The sequence below is a fragment of the Arthrobacter sp. Cza30 genome, from assembly GCF_059090765.1.
In genome coordinates, this window is sequence record NZ_JBNHGA010000009.1 from 1 (window position 1) to 18,012 (window position 18,012).

The 18,012-nt window shown below is 71.5% G+C and carries 15 protein-coding genes; 2 read left to right on the top strand and 13 right to left on the bottom strand.

Features of this window, described 5'->3' with window-relative positions; translation table 11 throughout:
• Positions 1-373: 373 nt before the first annotated feature.
• The 3 genes from AC5RVZ_RS26535 to tyrS all read right to left on the bottom strand — a co-directional run bounded on the left by AC5RVZ_RS26535 (position 374) and on the right by tyrS (position 3,216).
• The gene (locus AC5RVZ_RS26535) at positions 374-1,000 is read right to left on the bottom strand and encodes a UdgX family uracil-DNA binding protein (RefSeq protein ID WP_494068612.1); all 627 of its coding nucleotides are present in this window, start codon (positions 998-1,000) and stop codon (positions 374-376) included.
• A gap of 76 nt (positions 1,001-1,076) precedes the next feature.
• On the bottom strand, positions 1,077-1,889 hold the full coding sequence (locus AC5RVZ_RS26540; protein ID WP_494068613.1) for a DUF4184 family protein: 813 nt from the start codon (positions 1,887-1,889) through the stop codon (positions 1,077-1,079).
• A gap of 25 nt (positions 1,890-1,914) precedes the next feature.
• Positions 1,915-3,216 carry a tyrosine--tRNA ligase gene (tyrS, locus tag AC5RVZ_RS26545; protein ID WP_494068614.1) on the bottom strand — a complete coding sequence of 434 codons (1,302 nt, stop codon included), beginning with the start codon at positions 3,214-3,216 and terminating at the stop codon, positions 1,915-1,917.
• 210 nt (positions 3,217-3,426) lie between these two features.
• Here tyrS and AC5RVZ_RS26550 point away from each other — a divergent pair, with 210 nt between their 5' ends.
• Positions 3,427-4,035, top strand: coding sequence for a helix-turn-helix domain-containing protein (locus tag AC5RVZ_RS26550; RefSeq protein ID WP_494068615.1), 609 nt, complete (start codon positions 3,427-3,429; stop codon positions 4,033-4,035).
• Between the two features lie 58 nt (positions 4,036-4,093).
• The gene (locus tag AC5RVZ_RS26555) at positions 4,094-4,684 is read left to right on the top strand and encodes a hypothetical protein (RefSeq protein WP_494068616.1); all 591 of its coding nucleotides are present in this window, start codon (positions 4,094-4,096) and stop codon (positions 4,682-4,684) included.
• Between the two features lie 20 nt (positions 4,685-4,704).
• Here AC5RVZ_RS26555 and argH read toward each other — a convergent pair whose 3' ends face one another.
• The 10 genes from argH to pheS form a co-directional block, all read right to left on the bottom strand.
• Positions 4,705-6,135 carry an argininosuccinate lyase gene (gene argH / locus AC5RVZ_RS26560; protein WP_494068617.1) on the bottom strand — a complete coding sequence of 477 codons (1,431 nt, stop codon included), beginning with the start codon at positions 6,133-6,135 and terminating at the stop codon, positions 4,705-4,707.
• A 9-nt stretch (positions 6,136-6,144) separates the two neighbouring features.
• A complete protein-coding gene (locus AC5RVZ_RS26565; RefSeq protein ID WP_494068618.1) occupies positions 6,145-7,296 on the bottom strand; it encodes a heparan-alpha-glucosaminide N-acetyltransferase domain-containing protein in 1,152 nt (383 codons plus the stop codon).
• A 12-nt stretch (positions 7,297-7,308) separates the two neighbouring features.
• Positions 7,309-8,232 (bottom strand): ornithine carbamoyltransferase, encoded by a 924-nt coding sequence (gene argF, locus AC5RVZ_RS26570; RefSeq protein ID WP_494068619.1) that lies wholly within the window; start codon positions 8,230-8,232, stop codon positions 7,309-7,311.
• Positions 8,229-9,473 (bottom strand): acetylornithine transaminase, encoded by a 1,245-nt coding sequence (locus AC5RVZ_RS26575; RefSeq protein WP_494068620.1) that lies wholly within the window; start codon positions 9,471-9,473, stop codon positions 8,229-8,231. Before AC5RVZ_RS26575 ends, argF begins: the two co-directional genes overlap by 4 nt.
• A complete protein-coding gene (argB, locus tag AC5RVZ_RS26580) occupies positions 9,470-10,369 on the bottom strand; it encodes an acetylglutamate kinase (protein WP_494068621.1) in 900 nt (299 codons plus the stop codon). Before argB ends, AC5RVZ_RS26575 begins: the two co-directional genes overlap by 4 nt.
• A complete protein-coding gene (argJ, locus tag AC5RVZ_RS26585; RefSeq protein WP_494068622.1) occupies positions 10,366-11,523 on the bottom strand; it encodes a bifunctional glutamate N-acetyltransferase/amino-acid acetyltransferase ArgJ in 1,158 nt (385 codons plus the stop codon). The genes argB and argJ overlap by 4 nt, the downstream gene beginning before the upstream one ends.
• Complete coding sequence (gene argC, locus AC5RVZ_RS26590; protein WP_494068623.1) at positions 11,520-12,566, bottom strand: N-acetyl-gamma-glutamyl-phosphate reductase; 1,047 nt, start codon at positions 12,564-12,566, stop codon at positions 11,520-11,522. The genes argJ and argC overlap by 4 nt, the downstream gene beginning before the upstream one ends.
• 580 nt (positions 12,567-13,146) lie before the next feature.
• On the bottom strand, positions 13,147-14,127 hold the full coding sequence (locus AC5RVZ_RS26595) for an NAD-dependent epimerase/dehydratase family protein (protein ID WP_494068624.1): 981 nt from the start codon (positions 14,125-14,127) through the stop codon (positions 13,147-13,149).
• A 302-nt stretch (positions 14,128-14,429) separates the two neighbouring features.
• Complete coding sequence (gene pheT, locus AC5RVZ_RS26600; protein ID WP_494068625.1) at positions 14,430-16,961, bottom strand: phenylalanine--tRNA ligase subunit beta; 2,532 nt, start codon at positions 16,959-16,961, stop codon at positions 14,430-14,432.
• A complete protein-coding gene (pheS, locus tag AC5RVZ_RS26605; RefSeq protein WP_494068626.1) occupies positions 16,961-18,010 on the bottom strand; it encodes a phenylalanine--tRNA ligase subunit alpha in 1,050 nt (349 codons plus the stop codon). The genes pheT and pheS overlap by 1 nt, the downstream gene beginning before the upstream one ends.
• Between the last annotated feature and the right edge of the window lie 2 nt (positions 18,011-18,012).

Below are 18,012 nucleotides of genomic sequence, written 5' to 3' on the forward strand. Positions count from 1 at the left end.
TGTTGAGTTCTCAAGGATCGGACGCTCCCACCAACCAACCACCACACGGCAGCCAGCCCAGCAGGGCAACTTCACAATCTTACCCCACACCAACCCGTCTGTCGAATCCGGCTGTGACCGCTGCGAGCAGTCACACACACGTCTCGACCGAGGTCTTCCGATGTGGGAACCTCCATCTTAGACCCGAAAGCCCGATGACTCAAACGAGTCGGTGATGGGGGTGGTTCTCCGCTTGAGGGGGCGGGGCCGGTGGCCTCTCCGCTCTCCCTTTGGGGCGAACAAGAAATACTCTACGTGGGAACGGGCAGCTCGTCGAATCCGCGCGGCATCCCGGGCGTGTCGCGAGTTCCCGCCGCGGAAAGACGGGGTTCCCTCAGCGTCGCACCCGCGCTGCGACGACGAGGTCGGCGACCAGTCCGGCGAGCGCGTCCTCGCGTGCGGCGCGCTCGCGCATCCGCAGGACCGCCGAAGGGTGGATCGTCACCACGACGGTCCTCTCCCCCGTCGAGAGGGGCCGGCCGCGCTCCTGGCCGACGGTGACCGGTCGTCCGAGCACCGCTCGCGCCGCCGTGGCACCGAGACAGACGATGCAGTCGGGGTCGACGGCGGCGGTCTCCGCCTCGAGCCATGGAGCGCACGCGACGACATGACCGACGTCCGGGCGACGATGGATGCGCCGCTTGCCACGCTCCTCGAACCGGAAGTGCTTGACCGCGTTGGTCACGTAGACGTCGTCGCGATCGATGCCCGCCGCGTCGAGGGCTTCGTCGAGGACCCGTCCCGCCGGCCCCACGAACGGCTCGCCCTCGCGATCCTCGCGGTCACCCGGCTGCTCGCCCACGAGCAGGATCCGTGCGTTCGCCTTCCCGTCGCCGAAGACCGCCTGCGTCGCGTTCCGCCACAGCTCGCAGCCGCGGCAGCTGCCGACGGCATCCCGGAGTGCGGCGATGCCCGCTCCATCCGGCACCCACTCCTGCGCCCCGGGCCTGCTCTCAACCATGGGCGGCACGCTACGAGACCGCCACCGCAGCAGCAAGGACTGGCCGCCGGTGCGGGCGCCGGGTATCGTCCGTCGCTCAGCGGCGACGTCGAGCGAGCGCCTGGACGGCGATGCACACCACCAGCGTGAGCGCTCCCCAGACCGCGCACGCCGGCGGGAGCACCCGGTACGCCAGATGCGCCACGGTGAAATCAGGACCGAGCGGCCCGAGCTGGGCGAGTCCCAGCAGCCACGTGAGGGTGAGGATCGCCGGCAGAGACAGCCACCACGCCGCGCGGGCCCATCCGGGAAGGACGCGCGTCACCGGCGTCAGGTCGTGCCGGCGCATCAGCCAGACCAGCATCCACACGGCGATCACCGACAGGCCCGCGATGCTCGATCCGTGCTGCAGCCATCGGTATCCCGGGAAGGGTCCCCATTCCGCGGCCAGGGCGGGGATGACGACCACGCCCCATCGCCCCTCGTGCGTGAACAGGTCCCACACGATGTGCGACACCACCCCGAGCACCACCGACGCGAGCAGCAGCACCACTCCGCCCCAGCGAACGGGCGGTCCGCCCGCCCCCAACGCGCGCAGCCCCAGCGTCTCGCACGCCGCCGCCCGGGCGCCGGCATCCCACGACGACGGGAGCCGTGCCGCGAGCCACGCCGGCGACAGTTCGCGGGCCGCGGGCCGCAGGGCGCAGCGCCACACCAGCAGCAGCACGAGAGCGAGAAGCGCCGTGGCGGGAAGCCAGGCGAGGTCATGGGTGCGCCCGTAGTGCAGCGGCAGTCCCCGCACGAACAGCGGCAGGTCCGGCGTCATGGCTCCGATCGCGATGGCGGCCGGGACGAGCGGCGTGCGGATGAACGGCAGCGCGACGACAGCGTGACTCGGCGTGATAGGCATCCGCGCTCCGGGTGGCGCCGCCGGCTCAGCCGATGAAGACGCCCGCGAGCGTCTTCTTCCCCCGCCGCAGCACCGACACGCCTCCGGGCAGCGCTCCTCGGACGACGGCCGTGTCGTCGGCGACCTTCTCGCCGTCGAGCACGACGCCGCCCTGCGCGATCGCGCGCCGACCCTCCGACAGGCTGGAGACCAGTCCGGTGTCGACGAGTGCCTGCACCACCGTGGTGCCTGCCGGCACCGTGGCGTTCGGGAGCTCGTCGAGCGCGTGGCGCAGGGTGGCCGCGTCGAGCGAGGCCAGGTCGCCCTGCCCGAAGAGCGCCTCGGATGCCGCGATGACGGCGGCCGTGGCATCCGGTCCGTGCACGATGGTCGAGACCTCGAGCGCGAGGCGCTTCTGCGCCGCCCGGCGGAACGGTTCGCTCTCCACGAGGCCGGCGTACTCCTCGATCTCCGCGCGAGTGAGGAACGTGAAGACCTTGAGTCGCTCGATCACATCGGCGTCGTCGGTGTTGAGCCAGAACTGGTAGAACGCGTACGGGCTCGTCATCTCGGCGTCGATCCAGATGGCGTTGCCCTCGCTCTTGCCGAACTTGGTGCCGTCGCTGTTGGTGATCAGCGGCGTTCCGATCGCGTGGACCGAGACGCCCTCGACGCGGTGGATGAGATCCGTGCCGCTGGTGAGGTTGCCCCACTGGTCGCTGCCTCCGGTCTGGAGCACGCAGTCGTACTGCCGGTACAGCTCGAGGAAGTCCAGGCCCTGGAGGATCTGGTAGCTGAACTCGGTGTAGCTGATGCCGGCCTCGGAGTTCAGCCGGGCGCTGACGGCGTCCTTCTTCAGCATCGTGCCGACGCGGTAGTGCTTGCCGATCTCGCGCAGGAAGTCGATCGCCGACAGGGGGGCGGTCCAGTCGAGGTTGTTGACCATGCGCGCGGCATTGTCGCCCTCGAAGCTGAGGTAGCGCTCGACCTGGGAGCGCAGACGATCCACCCACTCCGCGACCGTCTCCTTGGTGTTGAGCGTGCGCTCGGCGGTCGGACGCGGGTCGCCGATCAGGCCGGTCGATCCGCCGACGAGCCCCAGCGGACGGTGCCCGGCGAGCTGCAGTCGGCGCATCGTGAGCAGCTGGACCAGATGTCCCAGATGCAGGCTCGGGGCGGTCGGATCGAAGCCGCAGTAATACGTGATCGGTCCTCCGGCGAGAAGCGCGCGCAGCGCATCCTGGTCGGTGGACACATGCACGAGGCCTCGCCACACCAGCTCGTCCCACACGTTCTCGAACGTGGGGTCGTTGGCGGGCGCGGTCGCGCTCACGACGGTTTCAGACACGCGCTTCAGGCTATCAGCGACGGCCACGCGGCCCGGCGGCGGTGGGGCATCCGGGGCGGACGACGGCGGCGCGGCGGATGCCCCGCCGGCGCGAGCGACGGCTTGAGCCTGCATCCCTGATCCCGCGCTGATCAAGTCCCTAGACTTGAGTCGCATAAGCCTCTGCGCTAAACTTGGGCAGACTTGATGACTGAGGCAAAAGGATCACAGATGTTCGTGGTGACGACGGATCAGCGGGACAGCCGCACCACTCGCGACCTCGTTCCCGATGCCGTCGACGCCGTGACGGCCGCGGTCGGCCCCCGGCTGGCGCTCGCGCCCGAGCGCACCGCGGGCGACGAGGTCCAGCTCGCCACGGAAGACCCCGCGGCAGTGCTCGAGGTCGTCCTGACGCTCACACGGACCGGGCGCTGGAGTGTCGGCGTCGGCGTCGGCGACATCGAGCGCCCGCTGCCCGACAGCGTGCGAGCGGGGCGCGGTGAAGCGTTCGTGAGGGCCCGGGATGCCGTGGAGCGAGCCAAGCGCGCCGTCACCCGTCTCGCGATCACGGGTGACGAGGAAGCGCGGGATGCCGAAGCGCTGATCCGGCTGCTCATCGAACTGCGCGACCGACGCAGCCCCGAAGGATGGGAGATCTACGATCTGCTTTCGTCGGGGCTGACACAACGGGATGCGGCGGCTCGGCTGGGGATCACCGAGAGCGCTGTGAGCCTGCGGGTGAAGGCAGCGGCGCTGCGCGCGGAGGAAGCGGCGGTCCCGGCCCTCGAGCGGGCGCTGGCGCGCCTGTCCGGCGGTGAGTCGGCATCCGAGGCGGCCTGAATCCGTCGCCACGGATGCCGCTTCCGGGCTCGTCGGACCGGCGTGCGAGACTGACGCCATGCTCTCCCCCGACGTGCTCGTCGCCGCGGCGCTCTCCCTCTTCCTCTTCCTCGCCCTGTGCGGCGCGCTCGTCCTGGTCGTGGTCAGTCTGCGCGGACCCAGGAACGGCCCTCTCGTCGCGGCGGGCATCCTCGTGGTGCTGTGCCTGCTCGTGGTCACGGTGTCGCCGGTCAACGTGCCGCTGCTGGTCGGACTGGGCATCGCGCTTCTCGGTACGGCGCTCGCTGTGCTCGGCGGAGACCCGGTGACGCGACGCGTGCTCGACGTGGCGACGCACGGCGCCGTCGCCGAGGGCGACAACGGCGGCATCCTCCTGCGTGCGCCCTCGGTCATCGGCGGTCCGGAGCAGCCCGTGAGAGAAGTGCTCCGAGGCGGCACCACGATCGGCTACCTGGAGCGCGTGGCCGTCGCACTCGGCATCATCGCGGGCTTCCCCGAGGCCATCGCCGTGCTCGTCGCGCTCAAGGGCATCGGCCGATTCTCCGAGCTCGCCGCCGCGGAAGCCCGGGAGAGGTTCATCATCGGGACGCTCGCGAGTCTGGTGTGGGCGTGCGCTGTCGCGGCGCTGGTCCGTCTCGCCATCTGGTGAGGACGGCGACGGCGCCCCCGTCAGAGTCCGAGGGCGTGGACGACGGCCTGGACCCGCTCGATCAGCTCGGTGCGCTGCTCCTCGACCCGCGCCGGCGCCGTGCCGCCCACGCCGGTGCGGCTGGCCACCGACCCCTCGACGCTGAGGACCTCGCGCACGGCGGGCTCCAGCAGCGGCGACGCCGCGGCGAGCTGGTCGTCGGTGACCTCGTGCAGCTCGATGCCATGCTCCTCGCACAGGCGCACCAGGCGACCGGAGATCTCGTGCGCGTCACGGAAGGGCACACCTCGCTTGACGAGCCACTCGGCGACGTCGGTCGCGAGGGAGAAGCCCTGCGGCGCGAGCGCGGCCATCCGCGCGGTGTCGAACCGCAGCGTGGAGACCATGCCCGCGAACGCCGGCAGCACCGTCTCGAGCGTGCGCACGGAGTCGAAGACGGGCTCCTTGTCCTCCTGCAGATCCCGGTTGTACGCCAGCGGCAGCGCCTTGAGCGTGGCCAGCAGCCCGGTGAGGTTTCCGATGAGCCGGCCCGCCTTGCCGCGCGCGAGCTCGGCGATATCGGGGTTCTTCTTCTGCGGCATGATGCTCGAGCCCGTCGAGTAGCCGTCGTCGAGGGTCACGAAGCCGAACTCCCGCGTGTTCCAGAGGATGATCTCCTCGGCGAAACGCGACAGATCGATGCCGATCATGGCGGCGATGAAGGCGAACTCGGCGACCACATCGCGCGCGGAGGTGCCGTCGAGCGAATTCTCCGCCGGCCGGTCCAGGCCCAGCTCGCGGGCCACGAGCTGCGGGTCCAGCCCCAGCGTCGACCCCGCGAGCGCGCCGCCGCCGTACGGCGACACGCCGGCGCGCACCGACCAGTCGCGGAGCCGTTCCAGGTCGCGCACGAGAGGCCAGGCGTGGGCCTGCAGATGATGCGCCAGCAGGACGGGCTGGGCATGCTGCAGATGGGTCCGACCGGGCATGACCGCGTTCGGGTGCGCCTCGGCCTGCGCCACCAGCCCGTCGACGAGGCGGAGCACTTCGCGGGCGATGGTCCGTGAATGGTCGAGCAGGTACATGCGCACGAGGGTGGCGATCTGATCGTTGCGGCTGCGGCCCGCCCGCAGCTTGCCACCCAGGTCAGGGCCGGCTCGTTCGATCAGCGCCTGCTCGAGCGCGCCGTGGACGTCCTCGTCGGACGCCCGCGGCAGCAGCGAGCCCTCGGCCACCGCCTCGGCGAGCTGATCGAGTGCGGCGTGCATGCGGCTCTCCTCGTCGGAGGTGAGGTAGCCCGCAGCTCCCAGCGCCCTCGCGTGCGCGTGGGACCCGGCGATGTCATACGGCGCCAGCTCCCAGTCGAAGTGGGTCGATCGACTGAGCTCGGCGAGCTCCGGCGACGGCCCCGTCGCGAAGCGGGCGCCCCACAGCGCGCCCTCGTTGGTCCCGTCGCCCTTCGATCCGCTCACCGGACCAGCCTAGCGACGAGGTCCGCCTTCGTGAGCCGCCGACATCGGTCCCGGATCGCGCACCAGCGCGCGGGCGATGCGGTCCAGCAGCTCCTCGAGGGGACCGCGTCCGAGCAGCAGCGCCCACAGCGTGCACAGGCCGACGGTCGCGAGCGTGAGCGGCCAGAAGGGGTCGAGTTCACGGAATCCGGAGAGGTCGCCGGTGCCTCCGAGCACCGCCGCCGCCACCACCGCCCATACCGCCAGCTGCAGCGTGTACGCCGTCAGCGGCATGGCGCCGACGGCTCGCAGCGGAAGGAGCACGTGTCTCAGCGGCGTGCGGCACGCCAGCAGGGCGAGACCCAGCGCGGCGAGGGCGAATCCGCCGGAGCCGACCACCTCGAGCAGTCCGGTCGAATGCGGCTCCGCCGTCCACAGCTCGCTCCAGTACGTTCCCGGTCCCCCAGGCCCGTCGGCTCGGACCGCGGCATCCAGCCCGTATGCCGCCGTGGCGAGGCCCGCACCCACGCCCACCAGCGCCCACTGGACGCCGAGCCGCGTGATCCCGAGGCGGGCGACGCCGAGCCCCGCAAGGACGAAGCAGACCCAGGTCGTGAACGGATAATGCCACCCCACCGCGAGGGCGAGATCGTTGCCGGCGACGGTGCTCCACAGCGGCGCGGCGTCCAGGACGACCTGGACGAACGGCATCGTCAGGGCCAGTCCCGCCGCCAGCAGCAGCAGGGCGCGGGCGCCGAGCAGGCTCAGCGGGATCGCCAGGAGGAACAGCACCGCGTAGGCGGGAAGGATCACGTACACCGGCACGCCGGTGTAGATGAGCAGGATGCCGAGGACCCACAGCGCGAACGCGCGCACCCCCAGGCGCAGACTCGTCGTGGTGCGCGCAGAGCCGGTCAGCGGGGCGGAACCACCGGTGACCAGGCCGATGGAGACGCCCGCCAGCGTCGCGAACAGGATCGAGGAGCGCCCGTTGACGATCGCGAGCCACGTGTCGGGCTCACCGACGTCCACCATGTCGGGCAGGACGAGAAGGTGCGCGGCGAACATGCCGAGCACGGCGAGCCCTCGCGCCAGGTCGACACCGCCGATGCGCTGGGGGCCGTTCAGCCGGTGCCAGCGTGTGGCCAGATAGCCGCGCTCGGTGTCGCTGCGGGGACTCACCGGCGGCGTCCCTCAGTCCTGACGCAGCAGCCAGACCAGGAGCGCCTTCTGGGCATGCAGCCGGTTCTCGGCCTCGTCCCAGACGACGCTCTGCGGACCGTCGATCACGTCGGAATCCACCTCGTAGCCTCGGTCGGCCGGCAGGCAGTGGATGAAGATGGCGTCGTCCTGAGCGAGCGACATCAGCTCCTGCGTGACCTTGTAGCCGCCGAGGTCGCGCAGGCGTGCCAGCTTCTCCTCTTCCTTGCCCATGGACACCCACGTGTCCGTGACGACCACGTCGGCGCCGGCGGCGGCCTCGTTCGGGTCGGTGTACAGCGTCACCGATCCTCCGGTCTCCGCAGCCCTCCGGTCGGCGTCGGCGACGACATCCTCCCGCGGCGCGTAGTCCTCGGGTGATGCCACACGCACGTGCATGCCGGCGGTCACGCCGGCGAGGACATACGAGTGGGCCATGTTCGATCGGCCGTCCCCGAAGAACGCGAGGGTCAGTCCGGCCAGGTCGCCCTTGTGCTCCCGGATCGTCAGGAGGTCCGCCAGCAGCTGGCACGGGTGGAAGTCATCGCTCAGGGCGTTGACGACCGGCACGCGGGTGCCCGCGGCCATCTCCTCCAACCCCGCCTGCGCGTAGGTGCGCCACACGATCGCCGCGACCTGACGCTCCAGCACCCGTGCGGTGTCGGACGGAGTCTCCTTGCCGCCCAGCTGGCTGTTGGCCGTGGAGATGATCAGCGGCGACCCGCCGAGGTCGGCGATGCCGACGGCGAAGGACACGCGCGTGCGGGTGGAGGACTTGTCGAAGATCACCGCGACCGTCTGCGGTCCTTCGAGGGGTTTGAGCTTCCAGCGATCCTTCTTCAGGGCCAGCGCGAGGTCCAGGATCTCGTTCTGCTCGGACTGCGTCAGGTCGTCGTCGCGCAGGAGGTGGCGGGTCATGCCCGGGCTCCTTCCGGCTCGCCGAGCGAGGCGGCATCCTGCCCGGGAGCCTCCAGCAGCAACGCGTCCTCCACGGTGCGCACGGCAGCGGTGAACAGCTCGACGAACTCGTCGACCTCCATATCGCCGATGGTGAGCGCCGGAACGAGACGGATCGTCTCGTCGTTGGGGGCGTTGACGATGAGCCCGTGCTCCTGAGCGGCCGCCACGACCGCCTTCGCGACGGGATGCGTCAGGGCGATGCCCAGGAGCAGGCCGCGACCGCGACATCCGGCGATCAGCGCGGAGTCGATGCCCTGCACGGCGCGGCGCAGCTGCTCTCCCCGCTGCGCGGCGTTGGCGACCAGGTCCCCTCGCTCGATCTCGCCGAGGACGGCGCTCGCGACGGCGCTGCCCAGCGGATTGCCGCCGAACGTCGAGCCGTGCGTGCCCGGATAGAACAGCTCGCTGGCGGCGCCGTAGGTGATGAGCGCACCGATCGGGAACCCGCCGCCGATGCCTTTGGCGACCGTGATGGCGTCGGGAGTGATGCCCTCGTGCTGGAAGGCGAACCAGGCGCCCGTGCGGCCGGCGCCGGTCTGGATCTCGTCGATGATCAGGAGCGCGCCATGACGCGCGGTGATCTCGCGGGCGGCACGGAGGTACCCCTCGGGCAGCTCGATGACGCCCGCCTCGCCCTTGACCGGTTCGACGAACAGCGCCGCCACACGGTCGTCCATGGCCTCCTCGAGAGCCGCCACGGTGGAATCGACGAACTCCACGCCCGGGGTCATCGGCAGGAACGGCTCCTGCATGTACGGCTTGCCGGTGAGCGCCAAGGTGCCCATGGTGCGGCCGTGGAACGCGTCCTTGAGAGCCAGGATGCGCGGGCGCGCGGCACCGCCGTGCAGCCGTGCCAGCTTGAACGCCGCCTCGTTGGCCTCCGCGCCGGAGTTGCCGAAGTACACCCGACCGGCGTCGCCGGTGCCGGCCAGCCGCTTGAGGGTCGCAGCGAGTGCGAGCTGCGGCTCGGTCGCGAAGTAGTTCGACACATGCGCGAGCGTCGCGGCCTGCCTCGAGACCGCCTCGACGAAGACGGGGTGGGCGTGCCCGAGCGAGTTCACCGCGATGCCCGCGAGGAAGTCGAGGTAGCGCTTGTCCTCGGCATCCCATACGTACGAGCCTTCGCCGCGGGCCAACAGCGCCAGCCGATCGCCCGCACTGCGGACGAGATCGCGTCCGGCGTCTTCCTGCCACGTCATCCCAGCACCACCTCTGTTCCGATCCCCTTGCTGGTGAACAGCTCCACGAGCACCGAATGCGGCACTCGTCCGTCGATGATCGCGGCCGTCTCGACGCCGCCTTCGACGGCCTCCAGGCACGCCGCCATCTTCGGAATCATTCCGGACTCGAGCCGCGGCAGCATCGCGCGCAGCTCGGTCGAGGTCAGGTGCGACACGAGGGAGTCGCGGTTGGGCCAGTCGGCGTACAGTCCGGCGACATCGGTGAGCACGACGAACTTCGCCGCCTTCAAGGCGACGGCGAGCGCGGATGCCGCCGCATCGGCGTTCACGTTCAGCGAGTGCCCGGGATTGTCGAGGTCGGGCGCGATGCTCGAGACCACCGGGATGCGGCCGGCTGCCAGTTGATCCAGCACCGGCTGCGGGTCGACCTGGACCACGTCGCCCACGCGTCCGAGGTCGTGCTCGACGCCGTCGATCTCGACGCCGCGCCGGCGTCCGCCGAACAGGCCCGCGTCCTCGCCGCTGAGGCCGGTCGCCACGGGCCCGTGCGCGTTGATCTTGTTCACCAGCTGCGGGTTGATCTGCCCGGTGAGCACCATGCGCACGACCGAGATCGCCTCCGTCGAGGTCACCCGGTAGCCGCCCTTGAACTCGCTGGGGATCGCGAGCCGGTCGAGCATGGACGAGATCTGGGGCCCGCCGCCGTGCACGACGACCGGCTTGACGCCGACATACCGGAGATAGGCCATATCGGCGGCGAAGGCATCCTGCAGATCCTCGCTCACCATGGCGTTGCCGCCGTACTTGACCACGACGACCTGATCGCGGAAGCGCCGCAGCCATGGCAGCGACTCGATCAGCGTCTCGGCCTTGGAGCTGGCTTCGCTCGGGTCGGTGTCCTGGATGTCGGTCATGAGGAGTACGCGCTGTTCTCGTGGACGTAGTCGTGTGTGAGGTCGTTGGTGAGGATCGTCGCCGTCGCGGAGCCGACCTTCAGGTCGATCAGCAGCTGCGTCGCGCGCGGCGTGAGGTCCACGTCCTCACGCGGTCGGTCCGGGCCCCCGGCGGTGCAGACGCGGACACCGTTCATCCACACGTCCACGTCGTAGGGGTCGAAGGCCGCGTCGGTGGTGCCGATCGCCGCGAGCACCCGGCCCCAGTTGGGATCGTTGCCGAAGATGGCGGCCTTGAAGAGGTTGTTGCGGGCGACCGAGCGGCCCACCGTCACGGCATCCTCCTCGGAGGCTGCGCCGACGACCTCGATCGTGATGTCGTGGCTGGCGCCCTCGGCGTCGCCCTGGAGCTGGGCCGCGAGATCGAGGCACACCCCCGTGAGCGCTTCGCGGAAGGCCGCGGGATCCGGGGAGACGCCCGACGCGCCGCTGACCATGAGCGTGACCTGGTCGTTCGTCGACATGCAGCCGTCCGAGTCGAGACGGTCGAAGCTCACCCGCGTCGCGGACCGCAGGTGCCGGTCGGCCTCCTCAGCGGTGAGCACGGCGTCGGTGGTGATGACCACGAGCATCGTCGCCAGCCCGGGCGCCAGCATCCCGGCGCCCTTCGCCATGGCGCCGATGGTCCAGCCGTCCTGCGACCGCACCGCCCGCTTCGGGCGGGAGTCGGTGGTCATGATGGCGAGGGACGCTGCCTCCCCGCCGTCGGGCGACAGCTCGGCGACGGCCTGCTCAGTGCCGGCGAGCACCTTGGCGCGGAAGATCTCGTCGCCGGTGCCGATGAGCCCGGTCGAGCACACGAGGACGTCGCCGGCACTCACCCCGAGAAGCTCTGCCGCCTTCTCCGCCGTCTGGTGCGTGGTCTGGAAGCCGAACGATCCGGTGAAGCAGTTCGCGCCGCCGGAGTTCAGCACGACGGCTTCGACCACGCCGTCGCGGATGGCCTGCTCGGACCACAGGATCGGATTGGCCTTCGCGCGGTTGCTGGTGAGCACGGCGGCGCCGACCTTGACCGGTCCGCGGTTGACGACGACGGCGACATCCGGCTTGCCGGTGGACTTCAGTCCCGCCGCGACGCCCGCCGCGACGAAACCCTGCGGTGCGGTGACGCTCACGGCGCGACTCCGTTCACGGTCAGCCCGGTGCCTTCGGGCAGGCCCAGTGCGATGTTCATCGACTGCACGGCGGCGCCCGCCGTGCCTTTGACGAGGTTGTCGACGGCGGTCACGACCACGACGCGCCGTGCGTTCCGGTCGATGGCGAGCCCCATGAGCGCGGTGTTGGCGCCGAGGACGTCCGCCGTGCGCGGGAACTGGCCGCTCGGAAGAAGCTGCACGAACGTCTCGTCGCCGTAGGCGGCCTCCCAGGCGTCGCGGATCTGGGTGTCGGTGACGTCGCCGGCGATGGGCGCTGTGGAAGTCGCCAGGATCCCGCGCGCCATCGGCACCAGAACCGGGGTGAAGGAGATCCTGATGGCGCCCTGCGCACCCGCACCGCGCAGCGCCTGCGCGATCTCGGGGATGTGCCGATGGCTGCCGCCGACGGCATACGGATTGGCGGTGCCGAGGATCTCGCTGGCGAGGAGGTTCGTCTTGAGGCTCCTGCCCGCGCCGGACGGCCCCACGGCGAGTACCGAGACGATGTCGGACGGGTCGATCACACCGGCGGCGACGCCGGGAGCGAGGCTGAGGCTCACCGTGGACGCGTTGCATCCGGGAGCGGCGATGCGGGACGCCCCGGCGAGCCGGGTCCGCTGCTTGGAGCCCGCGACCGGAAGCTCGGGGACCCCGTAGACCCACGGCTCGTGGAAGTCGCCGCCGTAGAACGCGTCCCAGTCGGCGACCGATTCCAGGCGGTGATCGGCGCCGGCGTCGATCACCAGCGGGACGTCGCCGAGCGCGTCGGTGAACTGACCGGACTGCCCGTGCGGCAGCGCCAGGAAGACGATGTCGTGACCGGCGAGCACGTCGGGCGTGGTGTCGGCCAGGGTCAGATGCGCGAGCGAGCGCAGGTGCGGCTGGTGGGCGGTGAGCGGCTGTCCCGCGTTGGAGTGCGCGGTCACGGTGCGGATCTCGACGTCGGGATGCGCGGCGAGGATCCGCAGGATCTCGCCGCCCGCATAGCCGGATGCGCCGGAGACGGCGACCGAATATGTCATGGATTCCACCTTAGAGTCTGCGTCTGCGGCCCTCGGACGGGGCCTGGCCGGAGCGGCGACGCCCGCAGGGCCCAGGACGGACCGATGGCGGGGTCGCCTAGAGTCGGCGGCCGCGACGGGACAGAGGGAGGTGGCGTCGGCGCGCGGGAGCGGCGCTCGGAGCGAGCGCGAGCGGTCCGGGTGCGGCCGAAGGCATGCGCCGACGATAGTCGCCGCGCTGCGGCATCCGCAAATCGCCGCTCCTCCCGCGTCGAGGCGTACGTCGCCGCCGGACGCGCACGGACGCGTCGAGACCGCACGTCCTCGCCGAGACCGTGCGGCGCGGCGAGACCGCACGTTCTCAACGAGACCGCATGCCGTCCGCGTCGAGGACGTGGTCGCTCGGCGAGACCGTACGTTCTCGACGGACGCGTGCGGGCGCGTGCGGGCGTCAGCCGACGGGGGTGGCGGGGACGGGGTCGCTCGGCGAGACCGTACGTTCTCACGAGACCGCATGCCGTCCGCGTCGAGGACGTGGTGGCTCGGCGACACCGTACGTTCTCGACGGAGGCGTACGGACGCGTGCGGGCGCGTGCGGGCGTCAGCCGGCGAGCGCGGCGAGGATGTCGAGCTCGTCGGCGCGGGAGAGGCCGGCACGCCGGTCGCGCTCGAGTCCGCGCTCGCGCTCGTCGATCAGCGTGCGCTCCAGCGTCTCGCGCAGCGGGCGAAGGCGGCCGCCCACGGAACGGTAGAGATCATTGCGATGCGCCATGAACCCGGGCATGTCCGCGGGGAGCCAGAGCGGCAGCGAACGGGGGCCGGACCAGTGCCCGACGCCGTGGGACTCTAGGGCATCGTCGGAGGCCTCGACCACGACACCGGTGTGCCCCGAGACCTCGCGCGCCAGCCCGAGCACGTCGGCGAGCGCATGCACGTCGCCGATCGCGTTCACCGTTCCGCCCCATCCGTCGGCGGCGCGGTCGACGGCGAAGTCGGCGAGGTCGTCGACGTCGATCACCTCCGCGCGGCGGTCGCCCGCGTCGGGCACGAGGACCGGTCCGTCCCCCGCCAGTGCGAAGCGCGACACCCAGTAGCCGAAGCGGTCGGTCGGGTCGCCGGGGCCCACGATCAGCCCCGGCCGCAGGACGGCGGCACGCTCGCCCATGGCGGCGCGGACGGATGCCTCGGCCGCGGCCTTGTCGCGCCCGTAGTCGGACTCGTCCCCCGGGCGCGTGGGCGGGAGCGTGTCGGCCGATTCGTCCTGGCCCACGACGTCGGCGCGGGCGTACACCGAAAGGCTGGACACGTACGTCCAGTGCGCCGTCTGCCGTGCGAGCGCCTCGAGCGCGGCCGCCACGTGGCCGCGGTGCGACGAGATATCGACCACCTCGTCCCACCGGCGCTCGGCCACCCGCTCGTCGGCGCCGCGCTGATCGCGGTCGGCGACCACCAGCTCGGCGCCGACGGGCGCCGAGCGGCCGCCCCGGGCCACGCACGTCACCGCCGCGCCGCGCTCGAGCCAGCGGCTCGCGATGCGGCCGCTCAGCCAGCCCGTTCCTCCCAGCACCAGGACATCGGTCATGGCCCCACTCAAGCAGAGTCGCCGGTCGGCGGCATCCCGATCCGCCCTCGGCGGCGTGGCGTCCGGCATCCGATCCCCTCGCCCCGGGGCATGTCGAGAACGTACGGTCTCGCCGAGACAGCACGTCGCTGGCGTCCACGACATGCGGTCTCGGCGAGATGATGCGGTCTCGACGGTCCCGCGGGGTGGCCGACGGGCGACCGATGGGCGGCCGATGGGCGACCCCGCCCCGGCCCCGGGGCGGGGCGGGGCGGGCCGGGGCGGGGCGGGGCGGGGCGGGGCGGGGGCGGGGGCGGCGAACGCTACTCGCGCAGGGTCGCGCCGAACCGCTCGGCGGCCACCGCCACACCGGCGAGCTTGGCGTCCGTCGCCTCGGCGGCGGTGAGCGTGCGATCGGGGGCGCGGAAGCGCAGCGCGAAGGTCAGGCTCTTGCTGCCCTCCGGCACGCCCTGCCCGCGGTAGTCGTCGACCAGGCGCAGCGATTCGAGCAGCTCCCCGGCGCCCTCGACGACGGCCGCCCGCACCTCGGCGGCGGGCACGCCCGCGGGCACGACGAGCGAGACGTCCTGCGTGGCCGGAGGGAAGCCGGACAGCGACGCGGCGGCCACCCGCTCGCCCGCCAGCGACAGCAGCAGGTCGAGGTCCATCTCGGCGACGAGGACGCGACCGGGCAGATCGGCCGCCTCGGCCACGGCGGGCAGCAGCTCGCCGACGTAGCCCACCTCGACGCGCTCACCCGTGCGCGGGACCGTGACCCACAGCACGCCGGTGCGGCCGGGGTGCAGCGCCGCGCGCTGCCCCTGGACGAGGTCGATCGACACGCCTGCCGCAGCCGCGACCGTGCGAACGGCGTCGACGGCGTCGGACAGCTCCGCGACCACCGGCGCGACGCCCGGCTGCTTCGGCACGATGTTGCCCGACAGCAGCACCGCGACGTGCCGGTGCTGCGGCGGGATCGACGCGTCGAGCTCGGCCAGCGTGGCGGCATCCGGGCGCACCGCCAGCGGCGGCACGAACGGCGTGCCGTACTGCCTGCCCGGCTCGGGGAGGAAGACCGAGCCGGTCTCGAAGAGCGCCAGGTCGGTGAAGCCGCGCGAGACGTTGCGGTGGGCCATCTGCAGCAGGCCCGGCACGAGCGACCGGCGCAGGAACGGCGCCTGCCCGTCGAGCGGGTTGGCGAGCTTGACGCTCGGCAGGTGCTCCCCCGACGCCGAGCCGTGCAGGTCGTTCTGCTCCTCGGTGGTGAACCCGAAGGACATCGTCTCGACGAACCCGGCGGCGGCCAGGGCGTTGGCGACGCGCCGGCGGCCCTGCTGAGCCGCGGTCAGCCCGCGACCAGACGGCGGCAGCGGCAGCTCCGACGGGATGCGGTCGTATCCCTCGATGCGGGCGACCTCTTCGGCAAGCGTCCACTTGTCGGTGAGGTCGGGCCGCCACGACGGCGGGATGACCTGCCACCCCTCGGCGTCCTCCGCAGCGATCACCTCGCAGCCGATCAGGCGCAGCGCGCCCTCGATCTGGTCCGGCGTGTAGTCCACGCCGATGAGACGCTGCACGAACGTCGGCGGCAGGGCGATGCCGGCGAGCTCCACCTCGGCGAACAGGGCGCCGCCCAGGCCGTCGTCGCTCGTCCCTCCGGCGTACTGCACCATCAGGTCGGCGACGCGGCGTGCCGCCACGAACGGCACCAGCGGGTCGACGCCGCGCTCGAAGCGCCGGGATGCCTCACTGGGCAGCTTGTGGCGTCGCGCGGTGCGCGCGATCGACACGGTGTCGAAGGTGGCCGCCTCGATCAGCACGTTCCGGGTGGCGTCGCTCATCTCGGTCGTGCCGCCTCCCATCACGCCGGCGAGGCCGATGGGGCCGGATTCATCCGTGATGAGCAGGTCCTCAGGGTCGAGCGTGCGGACCTTGCCGTCGAGGGTCTCGAGCTTCTCCCCCGGCGTCGCGCGGCGCACGGTGATCCCGCCCTGCAGCTTGTCGAGGTCGTAGCCGTGGATCGGCTGGCCGAGCTCGAGCATGACGTAATTCGTGATGTCGATGAGGATGCCGAGCGACCGGATGCCGGCGAGGGTCAGACGCGCGACCATCCATGCCGGCGTCGGCTTGGTCGGATCGACATCGCGCACGACGCGCACGACGAACTCGGATGCGCCGACGCGACCGCGGATCGGCGACTGGTCGTCGACGGCGATCGCGAATCCGGAGCCGGGCGCGACCTCGTCCCACGGGCGGTCGGCCGGGTCGCGGAAAGGCGCCCCGGTGGAGTGCGAGTACTCGCGCGCGACGCCGCGGATCGACAGGGCGTAGCCGCGGTCGGGCGTGACGTTGATCTCGACGGCGGTGTCGTCCAGGCCCAGCAGCGAGATGGCGTCGGTGCCCGCGGGGGCGTCGATGCCGAGTTCGACCAGGCGCAGGATGCCGCTGTGCTCCTCACCCAGACCCAGTTCGCGGGCGGACGCGATCATGCCGTCGGATACGTGGCCGTACGTCTTGCGCGCCGCGATCGGGAACGGGCCGGGAAGGACAGCGCCCGGAAGGGTCACGACGACCTTGTCACCGGCGAAGAAGTTGCGGGCGCCGCAGACGATGCCGCGGACGCCGCCGTGCTCGGCGCCCACGTCCACCTGGCACCAGCGGATCGTCTTGCCGTTGGACTGCGGCTCCTCGACGAACTCGAGCACCTCGCCGACGACGATCGGACCCTCCAGCTCGAAGCGGTGGACGTCCTCCTCCTCGAAGCCGACGCGCACCAGCGCCGCGAGGACGTCCTCGGGCGTGGCATCCGCCGGGACGCCGACGTACTCACGCAACCACGAAAGCGGGACGCGCATCAGACCACCATTCCGAACTGCTCGCTGAAGCGGACATCGCCTTCGGCCATGTCGCGCATGTCCTGGACGTCACTGCGGAACATGAGCGTCCGCTCGATGCCCATGCCGAACGCGAAGCCCGAGTACTCCTCCGGGTCGATCCCCGCCGCGCGCAGCACGTTCGGGTTGATCATCCCGCAGCCGCCCCACTCGATCCACCGCGCCCCGCCCTTGAACGTGGGATGCCACAGGTCGAGCTCCGCCGACGGCTCGGTGAAGGGGAAGTAGTTGGCGCGGAAGCGCGTCTTGGCTTCGGGACCGAAGAGCACACGCGCGGCGTGGTCGAGCGTGCCCTTCAGGTGCGCCATGGTGATGCCCTTGTCGACGACGATCCCCTCGAACTGCGTGAAGACGGGAAGGTGCGTGGCGTCGAACTCGTCCGTGCGGTAGACCCGGCCGGGACACAGGACGTACAGCGGCAGCTCGCGCTCGAGCATGGACCGCACCTGCACGGGGCTGGTGTGCGTGCGCATCACGAGGTGCCGCTCGACGGGGTCGACGAAGAAGGTGTCCTGCATCTGCCGCGCCGGGTGGTCGACGTCGAAGTTGAGGGCGTCGAAGTTGAACCACTCGTGCTCGAGCTCGGGCCCTTCGGCGATCTCCCATCCCATGCCGACGAAGATGTCGGCGATCTGCTCCTGCAGCAGCGAGATCGGATGCCGCGCACCCACGCGCGCGCGGCTGGCAAGGGCCGTCACGTCGACCCGCTCGGCCTCGAGCCGGGCGGCGGTCTCGGCTGCCGCGAGCTCTTCCTCGCGCGCCGCGAACGCCTGGTTCACGCGCCCGCGAGCCTGCCCCACGAGCTTGCCGAACTCCGCCTTCTTCTCGGCCGGAACGTTGCGCAGCTGCGCGTTGAGCTTCGCCAGCGGCGAGCCCTCGGCGCCGTGCGCGGACCGGGCGGCCTTCAGCGCGGCGGTGTCGCCCGCCTCGGCGATGGCGGCAAGGGCGGCCTGGACCGCGGCATCCACCGCCTCGGGCGTGATCTCAAGGGTTTCGGGTGCGTCGGACACGA

Coding starts and splice junctions, on each gene's coding strand:
- AC5RVZ_RS26535 (WP_494068612.1), bottom strand. CDS start 1,000: ATGGTTGAGAGCAGGCCCGGGGCGCAGGAGTGGGTGCCGGATGGAGCG.
- AC5RVZ_RS26540 (WP_494068613.1), bottom strand. CDS start 1,889: ATGCCTATCACGCCGAGTCACGCTGTCGTCGCGCTGCCGTTCATCCGC.
- AC5RVZ_RS26550 (WP_494068615.1), top strand. CDS start 3,427: ATGTTCGTGGTGACGACGGATCAGCGGGACAGCCGCACCACTCGCGAC.
- AC5RVZ_RS26555 (WP_494068616.1), top strand. CDS start 4,094: ATGCTCTCCCCCGACGTGCTCGTCGCCGCGGCGCTCTCCCTCTTCCTC.
- argF (WP_494068619.1), bottom strand. CDS start 8,232: ATGACCCGCCACCTCCTGCGCGACGACGACCTGACGCAGTCCGAGCAG.
- AC5RVZ_RS26575 (WP_494068620.1), bottom strand. CDS start 9,473: ATGACGTGGCAGGAAGACGCCGGACGCGATCTCGTCCGCAGTGCGGGC.
- argB (WP_494068621.1), bottom strand. CDS start 10,369: ATGACCGACATCCAGGACACCGACCCGAGCGAAGCCAGCTCCAAGGCC.
- argC (WP_494068623.1), bottom strand. CDS start 12,566: ATGACATATTCGGTCGCCGTCTCCGGCGCATCCGGCTATGCGGGCGGC.
- AC5RVZ_RS26595 (WP_494068624.1), bottom strand. CDS start 14,127: ATGACCGATGTCCTGGTGCTGGGAGGAACGGGCTGGCTGAGCGGCCGC.
- pheT (WP_494068625.1), bottom strand. CDS start 16,961: ATGCGCGTCCCGCTTTCGTGGTTGCGTGAGTACGTCGGCGTCCCGGCG.